The 13369-nt window shown below is 52.5% G+C and carries 11 protein-coding genes; all 11 read right to left on the minus strand.

Features of this window, described 5'->3' with window-relative positions:
* Window positions 1–18: 18 nt before the first annotated feature.
* The 11 genes from LZ24_RS01120 to frr all read right to left on the minus strand — a co-directional run bounded on the left by LZ24_RS01120 (window position 19) and on the right by frr (window position 13312).
* On the minus strand, window positions 19–1056 hold the full coding sequence (locus tag LZ24_RS01120; protein WP_144681444.1) for a M48 family metallopeptidase: 1038 nt from the start codon (window positions 1054–1056) through the stop codon (window positions 19–21).
* Window positions 1053–2396 (minus strand): YjgN family protein, encoded by a 1344-nt coding sequence (locus LZ24_RS01125; RefSeq protein WP_186442851.1) that lies wholly within the window; start codon window positions 2394–2396, stop codon window positions 1053–1055. Before LZ24_RS01125 ends, LZ24_RS01120 begins: the two co-directional genes overlap by 4 nt.
* A 135-nt stretch (window positions 2397–2531) precedes the next feature.
* The gene (locus tag LZ24_RS01130; protein ID WP_144681447.1) at window positions 2532–3491 is read right to left on the minus strand and encodes a formylglycine-generating enzyme family protein; all 960 of its coding nucleotides are present in this window, start codon (window positions 3489–3491) and stop codon (window positions 2532–2534) included.
* 151 nt (window positions 3492–3642) lie between these two features.
* Window positions 3643–3840 (minus strand): hypothetical protein, encoded by a 198-nt coding sequence (locus LZ24_RS01135; protein WP_144681449.1) that lies wholly within the window; start codon window positions 3838–3840, stop codon window positions 3643–3645.
* 104 nt (window positions 3841–3944) lie between these two features.
* A complete protein-coding gene (gene purQ / locus LZ24_RS01140) occupies window positions 3945–4751 on the minus strand; it encodes a phosphoribosylformylglycinamidine synthase I (protein ID WP_144681451.1) in 807 nt (268 codons plus the stop codon).
* Window positions 4748–7753 carry an AIR synthase-related protein gene (locus tag LZ24_RS01145; protein WP_144681453.1) on the minus strand — a complete coding sequence of 1002 codons (3006 nt, stop codon included), beginning with the start codon at window positions 7751–7753 and terminating at the stop codon, window positions 4748–4750. Before LZ24_RS01145 ends, purQ begins: the two co-directional genes overlap by 4 nt.
* A gap of 437 nt (window positions 7754–8190) precedes the next feature.
* Window positions 8191–9531, minus strand: a complete 1341-nt coding sequence (gene rseP / locus LZ24_RS01150) for an RIP metalloprotease RseP (protein WP_144681455.1) — start codon at window positions 9529–9531, stop codon at window positions 8191–8193.
* A gap of 428 nt (window positions 9532–9959) precedes the next feature.
* Window positions 9960–11111 carry a 1-deoxy-D-xylulose-5-phosphate reductoisomerase gene (locus tag LZ24_RS01155; protein WP_144681457.1) on the minus strand — a complete coding sequence of 384 codons (1152 nt, stop codon included), beginning with the start codon at window positions 11109–11111 and terminating at the stop codon, window positions 9960–9962.
* 4 nt (window positions 11112–11115) lie between these two features.
* Window positions 11116–11922, minus strand: coding sequence for a phosphatidate cytidylyltransferase (locus LZ24_RS01160; RefSeq protein ID WP_186442853.1), 807 nt, complete (start codon window positions 11920–11922; stop codon window positions 11116–11118).
* Window positions 11923–12024: 102 nt separating this feature from the next.
* Window positions 12025–12765, minus strand: a complete 741-nt coding sequence (locus LZ24_RS01165; RefSeq protein WP_246118487.1) for an isoprenyl transferase — start codon at window positions 12763–12765, stop codon at window positions 12025–12027.
* Complete coding sequence (frr, locus tag LZ24_RS01170) at window positions 12755–13312, minus strand: ribosome recycling factor (protein WP_144681463.1); 558 nt, start codon at window positions 13310–13312, stop codon at window positions 12755–12757. The genes LZ24_RS01165 and frr overlap by 11 nt, the downstream gene beginning before the upstream one ends.
* Window positions 13313–13369: the final 57 nt, after the last annotated feature.

The raw sequence follows: 13369 nt of genomic DNA on the forward strand, positions 1-13369 counted from the left end.
ACAAAAGTTTTGCCGGTATCAGGGCAAGGCAAAATCCATGGCTTCCAGACGTTCTTCCAGATGCGGGTGCGTGGACAGCCAGCCCTGCCACCGGCTTTTTCCTGCCACCCTGCCTCCTGCTTCTTCATGCAGACGAACCAGCAGACGGGCAAAGCCCTCCGCATCCTTGCCCTGCAAAGCCAGCCACTCCATGGCATAGGCATCCGCTTCACGCTCAAAGGCTCTGGAGTATGCCATCTCCGTAATCAGCACCGGCAACCCCATGAAAAGCTCTGCTACCCCGCTGCCGTCCCCGGTCAGCCCCATCAGAAGAAAGGCAAGCATACTGTCCTGAATCACCCGCCTTGCGGCATGCTGGTGTACGCCATGGCCGATCTCGTGGGCCAGCACAGCCTCCAGTCCGTCCGGGTTATCCTCCGCAAGCCGGATCAGCTCATCGCTAACCACTATCATATTGCCCGGAAGGGCAAATGCGTTGGCGCCAAGCTGTCCACCCTTCCTGAAATACAGCTGAAATCCGGGATGGGCCTCCCAGAGTTCCCGGAATTCATCCTTTATTTTTTCCTGACTGTCAGAAGATAAATCAGAGGGTGAAAAAACCATCCTGTCCAGTGTTTTCAGGGTGTTTTCCCCGGCAGCATGCAAAATACCCGGCGGAAGGCGCAGGGCAATCTCCCTTGCAAGCACAGGCGCACCATAACGAAAAGACAAAAAAACCGTTCCCATGACAAAAAGCAGGGCAAGGCATACCCAGATCCAGCGGGATTCCAGCATATGAACAAAGCGCCAGAAAGCCCCTTTTTTCAGGGATATCTGAAGGGCATCCATGGCCCCGTGATCTTCGGTCTCAAAAAGACCGCCACAGGGAAAACCAAGGCTCCTGTGGACTCTGCCCATATGGGGTGCAAAGGCAAGGGCTGAAACAGGGGCATCGGCCATGGGAGAACCCTCCGCATCCTCAACACGGACAAAGGCCACCTCAGGCAGATAGACAAGGCGGGCTTTTTTTGCCGCAGAACTTCTGCCATCATAAAACTGACCGGAAATATCCATCATACCCCAAAATCAAAACCCATGAAATCCGCCGCTTCCTCACCCAAAGAAGCCACACGCTTTTCTTCATTCGCAAGAAAATGCTCCAGAGACCCCGCAGCAAGAAAAGCCATGTGGTCCGCTTTGTAGCGTGCCACCCTTACCTTTGCCCAAGGATGAAAAAAACCAAGGGTCAGGACGGTGAGGAGTGTGTTCAAACCAAGTATCAGCATATATTGAAAAACCTTGAGATCCGCTTCAAAGCCATGGTCCGAAAGAAGGGCTGCGCAATAAAAAATATTGGTCGTCTTCACCGCATACCAGGCCATGAAATAAAGATACAGAAATGCCATGAAAAGAAAAATAAAGAGGGTTGAAAAAAAGAAAGTCCCCCCTGTAACAAAAATGATACGCATCAGATAATAAAAAATGAACGCAAAAACACCAAGGGTGATGAAAAGGGGCAGAGACAGGGAAAAAAACATCCGGTAGTAATCCCGGATCCGGGCATGGAAGCTGAAACGGGTTTTCCCGTAAGCACTGCCTGAGATGAAAAAGCGATGCTGCTGAAACACAGCACAGGGCCAGAGAAGGCCCAGGGTGAGAATACCCGCAAGGGGCCACAGCACATAGGCCTGGGCCGCCCCCCATACCTTGCCGTGAAATGCAAAACGGATGTTTCGGAAGCTGGAATTTCTTGCATTGAATGTAATGGACCGGACAACAATCCAAGGGAAAACAATAAGAAAAACAACAGCAAAACCAAGGGATACCAGAGGATTCAGGCTGGATGTAACGGAATAAACAGCAAATATGGCAACCACCACAATCCGTCCGATAAGAATTTTAACAGGATCCGCAAGATAGGCAAAGCCCCTCCCGTCAAGGCGGGTATTCATATAAAAATACCGTTTACGCCGCACCTTGGCCCAGGCAGAATATATGCCAAGGGTCACTATGGTCAGAAGAAGATTGACAATCCAGATACGGAAATACTCGGACCCGCTGCCGTGGAAGGAAAAGGGCAGACGCTTCAGGGACCCGGACTTTCCATCAGGCTCAGCAGCCTCTTCTGCTCCACCTCCTCCACCGCTCCCCGCATCCGGCTGAAGAACTTCTTTCTGCGACTCCATTACAGGCTCAAGAAGCACTTCCAGCCCCGCTTTGCGCAGGGCATTGACATACTCTGCTGCAGCTTCCTCCGAAAGCCCCCTTTTCAGCACCGCCCTTGGACTCTGGATAAGGTTTTCTGCTGTCCGTAAAGGCAGGCCGAACATACGGGAAAGGCTGTCCGCCACCTCCTCCGGCTTGTGCCCGTCCATCAGGCGGCCCTGAAAAACCACATCAAAACGGATCTGGTTCATCTGCATCTCCCTTTCCTGTCTCCATGCCGCAAAAAAGAATATGATGAGCCCTGTCTTTCAGCCACAGGAACTTTAAGGCATGGAAATTACATGACCAGCAGGCTGTGGCTGAGCCAGGGTAGTAATCAGAACATTTTATGGAAGATCCCCCACAAGACGGAAACCAATGCTGTTAAACCCCCTGTCCGGAGCATAGCGCCCACGCCCTGCAGAACGACAGCTGGCCTCACTTCCATACCAGGATCCGCCCCGTATCACCCTTTCATATCCCGGCCCCTCGTAAAGCGGATCCTTCACCTTCTGTCCACTGCCATAGGGGGCATAGACATCCTGACACCACTCCCAGACATTGCCGTGCATATCATAAAGCCCGAAAGCATTGGCCTCAAAACGGCCCACAGGAACCGGACCTTTCCGGTAAATACCCGCTTCACAGCCTTCGAGGGGCTGGGTGCCATTATAGTTGGCCTGATCCGTACCAAGACAGCTTCCAAAGGCAAAGGGACCGTCACTGCCTCCTCTGGCCGCATATTCCCATTCAGCCTCCGTGGGCAGACGGTATATCAGACTGGAATCAAGGGCCTGAAGCTTTTTAATAAACTCCTGCACTGCATCCCATGAAACCCTTTCTACGGGGCAATCATCACCACATCGCCGAAAACCAGAAGGATTATCCCCCATAACCATTTTCCACTGGCTCTGGCTCACCTCCGTGGTCATCATAAAAAATCCCTTTGACAGCGTAACATACCGGATGATTTCATTATCATTCCCATAGGGATCTTCAGAAGAAGCTCCCATGGAAAAATGACCGGGCGGTATCCAGACAAAATGCATTCCAATGCTGTTTTGGAAAGGCTCCGGAATCTTATTTTCAGGTTTGCCTGTCACGGAATCCATCTTTTTTTTCGATTCAGAAGTTTTTTCCGGCAATGGCAGCTCCGGCACAGGCGGAGGTATTTCCACGTTCTCATACAAACCTGCCTCAGATCCCATGGTTTCCATTATCTCCGAAGACAGATCTTTTTTTCCTGCACAGGCCATAAGAACTGTCAAAATTATTACAGCAATCAGCCTGTAAAAATATACGAACATTGCACATGCTCCATCAGAAGAGGCCAGAGGTCATTATCTTTCAGCAAACCGCTTTATTGCACAGCTTCAAACAAAATGCCCCCGATAAGTACGAAAGCCTTTCCACAAGGCTGCGGAAAGGCTTTCTTTGCATCATACAAAATATCAAAAATCAATGATGGCCCCGGGCAAACCCTTCAATCCAGAGAATATTGGCAAAATAAGCGGGGAAACCCAGAAATACACCGCCCATAAGATACCGGGCACCCTCGGCCGTACCAATACCGGCATTGAAACCAAGAACAATAAGAACCAGAGCCACCCATACAAGGGCGTTCAGTACACTGGGCTTAATGGGAAGAAACTCCATTGTCTTTCTCCTTTTTCTTTTCTGATGGGGGTTATAATCTTCTTTTATCTTTGTTTTGAATCAATTTTCAGCGTATTTGTCAAGGCTGGCCTTTAAAAACTGCCTTATTTTTTAAAAAACGCCACGGCATTCCTGAAAATATTCAATCCCGGCAGATCCTTTTCCTGCAGAATACGGCCTTCAGCCTTCAGCCGGGTCCAGTCCGGATGATGGGTGAAATGGGTAAAGGCTTCCGGATGGGGCATGAGTCCGAAAACCCTGCCTGTGGGATCACAGATGCCTGCAATGTCATTCACCGCCCCATTGGGATTCAAGGGAAATGCGCCCTGCGCAGGGCTGCCATCCCTTCCTGCATAGCGCAGCACCACCTGACCTGAGACCTCAAGCCTGTGAATAACTTCAGGAGCCGCATAGAACTTGCCTTCTCCATGGCGCACGGGCAAAGGCAAAAAGTCCATTCCTTTGGTAAAAACACAGGGGCTTTCCTGATTGACGGAAAGATCCACCCACTGATCCCGGAAATTCCCGCAATCATTGTGCAAAAGAGCCACTTCCCTGCGGGTGTAGTCCCCGTCAAAACCGGGCAGAAGACCCGTATTTACAAGGGTCTGAAAACCATTGCATATACCCATGACAAGGTTGCCTTCGGCAATGAAATGTCTGATACGATCCCCAAGGCCGGTCATGATGCGCACGGCCTGCACCACTCCGGCACCATGGTCATCCCCCCAGCTGAATCCACCACCGAAAACAAGAATCTGATAATCTTCCAGTCGCACATCCCCGGTAATCAGGCTGTTGATGTGTACCCTCTCCGGGGCAGCCCCTGCCATTTTAAAGGCATGGGCCGTTTCCATATCACAGTTGAGGCCATAGCCCGTCAGCACCAGAACCTTTACCTGCCTTGTCATATCCGATCTCCGAAAGGCTTTTTAAAGCTTTGTTTGAGGTCTGCCATGCAGGTGTGAACCAGTTCTTTGCCCTGCCGCCCGCATATGCGCAGAATGTCATTTTCCAAAACTTCCCCGATACAGGCACAGGGAAGGCCATCAAAGAGTTCCTGAAAGGCCTTTTCCTTTTCCCTGGAAACTGTCACCAGCATACGGCCACAGGACTCGGAAAAAAGAAGAATATCCTCCCGCTCCACAGGAATGTCTCCCCGTATCTTCACAGGGCCAAGATCCACATTGAGACCCCGGCATCCTGCCATGGCCACAAGGGCCAGATGCACACCCAGCCCCCCGCGGGCAACGGCATGGGCACTGTTCACAAGCGCCATTTTCATGGCCTTTTCAAGGGCCTGATACAGGGGCAGAAAAGCCTCAGGGTCAACCTCTGGCACATGAAGTCCCACATAACCCATCCACTCATAATATTCCGATCCCCCCAGTTCATTGGCGGTTTCTCCTAAGAGATAGAGCCGGTCTCCGGGATTTTTCACATCCATGCTCTGGCAAAGCCAGACATTCTCCACCATGGCCGTTGCGGAAAACTGAAGGGTCTCCAGACCGGAAACCTTGCGGGTTTCTCCGAAGGGCCCCTGCAGATGACCATCCACATACATGGAGTCCTTACCCGAAAGCAGGGGAATCTGGTAGGCTTCGCACATGGCCTGCAAAGCTTTGCAGGAACGTACCAATTGGGCTGCCTTGAAACGGCCATCGGGGTTTTTCTCCGGATGATACTGAATATCCGGCCAGCAGAAATTGTCCACCCCCCCCATTTCAGAAAGTCCGCCACCCACGGCCAGAAGCCTGCGTACGGCTTCATCAATCACTGCTGCGGTCATGGCGCCCGCATCAATCTGAGAATAGGTGGGCAGCAGGGTCTGGGTAAAGGCAATGCCCCTCTCGGAATCCAGAACCGGGCGGATGACCGCCGCATCCGAAGGAATATCCCTTTCTCTGCCCACAAGGGGCTTGATCACGGAATTCGCCTGTACCTCATGGTCATACTGGCGGACAATCCATTCCTTTGAGGCAATATTGGGCCTTGCAAGCAGGGTTTTCAAAACCCCATTATAATCCGAAGGTGCGCCAATGACAGGCTCATAAAGCCCCCGAAGTTTCGGAGGAATCCACTCACAGTCAAATTCCCACTGGGGAAAACCCTCTTCCAGAAGATCCATATGAATCCAGGCAACGGTTTTCCCCTTCCAGGTGATTTCCAGATATCCCGTGTCCGTATAGGTACCGATGACCGTACTTTCCACGGCATGTTTTTCAGAAAGGGCCATAAAGGCCTCAAGATGCTCCGGTTTCACGGAAACGGTCATACGCTCCTGGGACTCGGACACCCAGATTTCCCACTGATCCAATCCCTCATACTTCAGGGGCACCTGATCCAGCGCCACGGTGCAGCCTCCTGCAAAACGGGCGGATTCACCTATGGAAGAAGACAGCCCCCCACCGCCATTATCCGTAATAAAGGCAATGAGACCGGCATCCCTGGCCTCCAGAAGAAAATCATGCATCTTCTTCTGGGTATAGGGGTCTCCGATCTGCACATGCCCTGCGGGGGTATGGGCACTGAAGGTTTCCGAAGAAGCCGTAACCCCGTGGATGCCATCCTTACCCACACGGCCTCCGCACATGATGATGTGCTCGCCGGGGCTGGTGGTCTTTTCATGGCCCGGTGCGCCTGCCACGGCTTTGGGCATGATGCCCAGCGCCGTCACAAAGACCAGGCATTTACCCATGTAGCCGGAATGGAAGGTCACCTGCCCAAAGGGGGTGGGAACCCCGGACTTGTTTCCACCATCCCTCACCCCCTCCACCACGCCATCCAGAATACGGCGGGGATGCAGACGGGGTTTCAGTGGACCGTCATAATCCAGCTCGCCCACACAGAAACCATAACTGCCCATGATCAGGCGGGCACCCTTTCCCGTCCCCAGAGGATCCCTGTAAACGCCCACAATCCCCGTGATGGCACCGCCATAGGCCTCCATATTGGAAGGTGAGTTGTGGGTTTCTCCGGTAATGACATAATTCCAGTGATCATCAAAACGGGCGGCACCGGCATTGTCCCAGAGTACGGAAACAACCCAGTCCTTTTCCTTCTGCATTTTAAGGGTAGGATTCTGTATACAGGTTTTGAAAAGGTTATCGATGACCTCAGTCTCGCCGGTTTCCAGATCCCTGTACCGGAAGAGTCCACGGAAGGTATTGTGATTGCAATGGTCACTTCTTCCCTGGGCAATATATTCAATTTCTATGTCCGTTGGCTGCTCTAGCCCCTTTTCCCTGCGCAGGGCAAGGGTTTGCCCATTGAGAAAATACCTGCGTATCACAGGAACATCATTGGGGTTCAGGGCAAGGTTTCTTGCCTGACTCACCGCCTGCAGGGTGGCATCACTGTCAATGGGAATGGTGGTGACTTCGGGTTCATGGTTCAGTCGAACCTTGGGAAGGATCAGCCCGACTCCTTCTTTCACATCCCAGCTTTCCTTCGTAAAAACCTGCCACTGCTGAATAATATCATTGGCCAGCAGCTCACCTGCAATGCGGTCCATGAGCTTTTCCGTCAGCCCCTTTCCCTTGATGCAGTAACGTCTGGAGGTGTACACCGTATCTTCAGGTCCGAAGGAACGGCCCAGTACATCGGACAATGCTTCCATGGCCGTGGCCCCGGCATTATCCCGCACACCGGGCCTGAAACCTACCCATATGCAGCCGTCAAAATCGAGAGCCAGCGGCTCAAAGGAAGCCTCCTGGCTCACGGGATTGCAGAAAATACGATCCCTTGCAAGGATACATTCCGCCTCCGTCAGCTCCGCATCAAAGGTGAGAATCCGGACACAGCGCACCGCATCCAGTTCGATACCGAATACATCCTTCACCTTTTTCTGCAGGGCCAGGCCCTCCGCATCTTCCAGCTCCGGCTTCAGGGTAATTTCTAATCTTGCCTGCATATTATCTCTTTTCCTTGTTCACAGAATCGTAACTGTTTAGCACAGTTTTCCAAGTACCATACCTGCAAGACAGATGCACAGGCCCCAGGCTATTTGCCCGTGACGCAATCTTATTCGGGAGCTTCTTGCCCTGTGCGGAAGCGGCAAAAACTCCCCGCCACAGGCAGGATAAGCTTTTTGATTACCATGGCAGGCTTAAGCACGCTGCCTTGTGGCGGCTCAGACAGTTTGCCGCTTCTTTCGCACAGGCCTGCGAAACTCTGATCCGAAACGATTGCAATGTCACTTGCAAATAGCCACGGAGCCTTGCAATAGTACGAAGCTGCTGCAACTAAAGCTTTGGCAGTTCGGAATAAACTGTGCTGAATAATTACACAGAATCTTGAAATATGGGTATCAAGGTCAAAAACTTAAAAATTGTTCATGCTCCTTTGCCGTCATCCCTGAAACAGACGCAGAATATCATTATAAAAAGCAAAGACCATCAAACTCAGAAGAAGAAAAATCCCCACCTGCTGGGCCACTTCCCGGCCCCGGGTGCTGACGGGTTTACCACGGATCAGCTCAATGGTGTAAAAAAGCAGATGTCCCCCGTCCAGCACGGGAATGGGCAGAAGATTCAAAAGGGCCAGATTCACGCTGATGACGGCAATAAAGGCCAGAAGATGGGCAACCCCTTTGCTGGCCTCACTACCGGCCATCTGGGCAATAAGAATGGGCCCGCCCAGATTGTCCCTGGACAGACTTCCTTTCACCATGCGGGCCAGGGCAATGCCCGTCACCTTGACAATTTCTCCTGTCTGCCTTGTTCCTTCGAGCATGGAGCCAAAAAAACCCTGATGGCTGGCTCTGGTGTAAGGCTCCGGCGAAATCCCCACCACATGACGGGTCACCCTTCCTCCCATGCCGTCTTCCATGGTCTCTTCCCTTGCCTGCAGGTGCAGACGAAGCCTTTCCCCGGCCCTCTCTACTTCCAGCTCCAAGGGCTCTCCCCTGGATGCCTGAATTCTTCCTGCCATCTGTGTCCATGTGTTCACGGGATCGCCATTGATCCGAAAGATGCGGTCTCCGGGCTTAAGCCCGGCCTCCTCTGCGGGAAATCCGGGGTTCACAAAGCCAATCACCGCAGGAACAAAGGGGTTGGCACCAATGCCCGTCCGCATCACCATGGCACCGAGGGCATCCCTTGTGGGCATGGGCTCAGGAAAAACAGTCATCTGTCTTCTGCTTCCTGCCCTGTCTATTTCAAAAACCAGTCCGTCCCTGCCCGAATAGCGCTTCACCCGCTTCTGCACATCCTCCCAGGTATCCACAGCCCTGCCATCCACACTGAGTACAAAGTCTCCGGTGCGAAGCCCCGCAGATGCTGCCGGTGAGTCAGAAGCAATATCCCCCACCACAGGATCCATCACGGGAAGGCCGTACCAGAAGACAAGGCCCCAGAGAAAAACCACAGCCAAAAGGAGATTGAAAAATGGTCCCGCAGCCACAATGAGCATACGCTTCCATACGGGTTTGTGGGTAAAGGATAAAGGCAGGTCCTCTTCGGGCAGCTCTGCTCCGGGCTCGTCCCCCACCATTTTAACGTAGCCTCCCAGAGGAATGGCGGAAATCCGAAAATCCGTCCGTCCGGATTTCCATCCGGCAAGCCTCGGGCCAAAACCGATGGAAAAACGCTCAACCCCTACTCCCAGCATGCGCGCCAAAAGATAATGGCCCAGCTCATGGATAAAAATAAGAACACTTAAGACCACCAGAAAGGATAAAAGGCTGGTCATATAACCTCCGAATGCCAGAAATGATGTGTAACTGTTCTGTATAAAGGTATGTCCTTATATACTCATGAAGGGAATCATTATATTTTATCTCTTAAAAAATATTCTTAATTATTCAGCACAATTGATTTCGAAGTGCCAATGCTGTAATTGCAGCAGCTTCGTACTGTTGCAAGGCTCCGAGGCTATTTGAAAGTGACATTGCAATCGTTTCGGATTCCGGCACTCAAGCTCTAAAACCAAAGCTCATCATGTAAACGATGCAGCCTTTTCAGGCTTGAGTGCCGGAGTACGTCACGGGCAAATAGTCTGGAGCCTGTGAATCTGTCTTGCAGGTATGATATGAAAAACTGTGCTGAACAGCAACCCACGCCGTGTTACGGCGTTTTGTCATAGAGTAACTTTTGAAGTTACTCAGAAGTTACAAAGATTCATACACTGCGGATCAGAGACAAGGCTGTCTGTCTGGCGTTGGCATCCGCCTGCAGAAGATCCTCCAGATCCTTTACACGGTGGTTCTCCGTAGCCATCAGGGTTTCGGCAATGAGCCCGGAAATACGGGGAAAGGGGATACGCCCCTGCAAAAAAGCTTCCACCGCTACTTCATTGGCAGCATTCAGGACAGCGGGAAAAACACCCCCTTCACGGGCGGCATCAAAGGCAAGACCCAGACAGGGAAAGCGTTCCAGATCCGGGGCTTCCATACGCATGTCCAGCGCAGAAAAGTCCGGTAAAGGCAGGTTCAGGGGCAAGCGCTCAGGCCAGGAAAGGGCCAGGGCTATGGCCCCTTTCATGTCGGGAATTCCCATCTGCGCCATCACCGTACCGTCACAAAAGGCCACCATGGAATGCACTATGCTCTGGGGATGCACCACCACATCAATTTTCTCTACGGGAACGGAGAAAAGATGCATGGCTTCAATGACTTCCAGTCCCTTATTCATCAGGGTGGCAGAATCTATGGAAATTTTTCTGCCCATATTCCATGTGGGATGGGCAAGGGCATCTTCGGGTCGAATATCATCAAAACTGCTTTTATGACGGGTTCTGAAAGGGCCACCGGAAGCGGTGAGCAAAAGTTTGGCCACATCCCCTCCCCTCTGCCCGGCAAGGCACTGAAACACGGCGGAATGCTCGCTGTCCACGGGAAGAATATCCACCCCCCTCTCACGGGCAAGGGGCATGAGCAGTCCGCCAGCCACCACAAGGGATTCCTTGTTGGCCAAAGCAAGGGTTTTCCCGGCATCCACGGCAGCCATGGTGGGCAGAAGCCCGGCAGCCCCCACAATGGCGGCAACCACGGTATCCACTTCCGTGTGGGTGGCCGCAGCAATATACCCGGCATCCCCGTAAAGAACCTCCACGCCATGGGCAGCGCCACTCCTTTGCAGTGCAAGGGCCCCTGCCTCCGTGCGCAGAACCACCACACGGGGTTTCAGCAGAGCCATCTGCTCAGAGAGAAGGTCCACATTGTCCCCCGCCGCAAGGACAAGGGCCCTGTAACGGTCCGGAAATCTGCGGACAATTTCAACAACATTGCGGCCAATGGAGCCGGTACATCCCAGAATGCAGAGATTTTTCATGGTTTCAGCACACCCATATACGCATGATCAGAACCACGGGAGCCGCAAAAAGAAGGGCATCAATGCGGTCCAGCATACCGCCATGCCCGGGCAGAAGGGTTCCTGAGTCCTTTACACTGGAAAGCCTTTTCTGCATGGACTCAAAAAGATCGCCCATGGGTGCCACAAAGGCGGTTACAAGGGCAGTAAAAAGGACGGGGAGCATGGAAAAGGAAGGCAGGAAAAAAATTTTGAACAAAAAAGCCATGGCAAGGGTCAGAATCACGCCACCGAAAAAACCTTCCAGGGTTTTTGCAGGGCTAATGGCCGGAGCCAGCTTCCGTTTCCCGAAAAACCTGCCCGCATAATAGGCACCCGTATCTCCGCATGCCACAAGGAGCAGGGTAAAGAAAACCCAGGCAATGCCATGGTCTGTCATACGCAGTACCCCAAGACAGGCCACGGGAAAGGCGATCCATAAAAAGCCCTGCATTTCACCGGGAATGGCTGACAAAAGCCCCGGACGCGGACCAAAGCGGAACATGCAGAAAGCAGCAAGGGCAAGAAAGGCAAGGCAAAGTCCGGCAAAAAGCCCTGCCAGCCCCCAGAAGGAAAAAAGAACCGGAAAAGACAGCCCAAGGCGGGCAACCCAGCGCAGTTCGGGTTCCGGAGCCAGGGCAGACCTTGCATCCATGATGTAATGGTATTCCGACTGGGCAATCAGCGCCACGGCAAAAATCGTGAGAAAAAAGAGAAAAGGCCCCCCCGCCGCAATCAGCCAGACCAGAAGGGGAAGGGCCAGTATGGCAGTAAGCCAACGGGTTCCATGCATGTCGGTCTCCGTTTCAACCGGGTCATCCGGCTTTTCATGAAAAAAAAGGATCTCCCCTATCAGGAAGATCCCACAGGCTGCCATGGGCATATTCCCATGGAATCAGGCATCTTTTACCTTACCGAAACGACGGTCCCGTTCCTGATACCCTTTGAGTATTTCCAGATATTCCTGTCTGGAAAAATCCGGCCAGAGCGTCGGGGTAAAAACAAACTCCGTATAGGCCAGTTGCCAGAGCATGAAATTGGAAAGGCGCATCTCACCGCTGGTACGGATCAGAAGATCCGGATCCGGCATGCCCGCCGTATACAGGTGGCCTGCAAGATCTTCCTGGGAAAGGCTTTCCGGGTTCAAAAGCCCCTGCCCCACCTTGATGGCCACGGCACGCATGGCCGCTGTCAGCTCGTCCCTGGCACCATAGCTCAGGCAAAGGGTCAGCACCATGCCTGTATTCCCGGCCGTTTCCACCATGATATTTTCAAGATCCGACCGTACCTTATCGGGAAGCCTGTCCAGCTCACCAATGGCATTGAGCCGGATATTGTTATCCAGCATCTCCTGACGCTCGGAAGCCAGAAAGCGGCGGAGCAGGGACATGAGGGTCGCCACCTCGCTTTTGGGCCTTTCCCAGTTTTCCGTAGAAAAAGCATAGAGACTTAAGTATGAAATCCCAAGCTCCCGGCTGGTACGCACCACCGCACGTACGGTTTCAGAGCCCTTTTCATGGCCCTTTACCCGGTTCATCAGCCGTTTTTTGGCCCATCTCCCATTCCCGTCCATGATAATGGCCACATGGGCGGGAATGGCTTCAGCGGAGAGTCCGTCAGGCAATTCAGAATTCAAGGACTTCCTTCTCTTTCGCCTTCTGGAGGTCTTCAACCTGACGGATGTGATCATCGGTCAGCTTCTGGATCTGATCCTGCCCCTTGAACATCTCATCTTCAGAGATATCCCCGTCTTTTTTAAAGGCCTTCAAGGTCTCATTGGCATCCCTGCGAAGATTCCTCACACCAACCTTGTATTCCTCACAGGTTTTGCCCACCTGCTTGACAATATCCTTGCGCCGCTCTTCGGTCAGGGGAGGAATGGAAATGCGGATCACCTTGCCATCGTTGGAGGGGGTAAGCCCCACATTGGCCTTCAGAATCCCCTTTTCTATCTCCTTCATGGCCGTTGCATCCCAGGGCTGTATCACAAGAAGGCGGCTTTCAGGGGTTGATATGGAAGCCATCTGATGCAGAGGCGTCAGCGTTCCGTAATAATCCACACGCACGGCATCCAGCATGTTTGCAGATGCTCTTCCCGTACGCACCTTCAGCAGATCAGCCTTAAGGGCATCAATGGCCCTTGCCATTTTTTCCTGTGTTTCTGAGTAAACGGTATCCAGCATATTGCAGTCCTTTTTTTATGACCTGACATTCCAAAAAGACCCCAACAAAAAGCATCA

Origin of the sequence: Desulfobotulus alkaliphilus (assembly GCF_007830435.1) — a bacterium.
GTDB classification, from domain to species: Bacteria; Desulfobacterota; Desulfobacteria; order Desulfobacterales; family ASO4-4; genus Desulfobotulus; species Desulfobotulus alkaliphilus.

Excerpts from the sequence above, each read along its gene's own strand:
- LZ24_RS01120 (WP_144681444.1), bottom strand. The coding sequence starts at position 1,056 with ATGATGGATATTTCCGGTCAGTTTTATGATGGCAGAAGTTCTGCGGCA.
- LZ24_RS01125 (WP_186442851.1), bottom strand. The coding sequence starts at position 2,396 with ATGAACCAGATCCGTTTTGATGTGGTTTTTCAGGGCCGCCTGATGGAC.
- LZ24_RS01130 (WP_144681447.1), bottom strand. The coding sequence starts at position 3,491 with ATGTTCGTATATTTTTACAGGCTGATTGCTGTAATAATTTTGACAGTT.
- LZ24_RS01135 (WP_144681449.1), bottom strand. The coding sequence starts at position 3,840 with ATGGAGTTTCTTCCCATTAAGCCCAGTGTACTGAACGCCCTTGTATGG.
- purQ (WP_144681451.1), bottom strand. The coding sequence starts at position 4,751 with ATGACAAGGCAGGTAAAGGTTCTGGTGCTGACGGGCTATGGCCTCAAC.
- LZ24_RS01145 (WP_144681453.1), bottom strand. The coding sequence starts at position 7,753 with ATGCAGGCAAGATTAGAAATTACCCTGAAGCCGGAGCTGGAAGATGCG.
- rseP (WP_144681455.1), bottom strand. The coding sequence starts at position 9,531 with ATGACCAGCCTTTTATCCTTTCTGGTGGTCTTAAGTGTTCTTATTTTT.
- LZ24_RS01155 (WP_144681457.1), bottom strand. The coding sequence starts at position 11,111 with ATGAAAAATCTCTGCATTCTGGGATGTACCGGCTCCATTGGCCGCAAT.
- LZ24_RS01160 (WP_186442853.1), bottom strand. The coding sequence starts at position 11,922 with ATGCATGGAACCCGTTGGCTTACTGCCATACTGGCCCTTCCCCTTCTG.
- frr (WP_144681463.1), bottom strand. The coding sequence starts at position 13,312 with ATGCTGGATACCGTTTACTCAGAAACACAGGAAAAAATGGCAAGGGCC.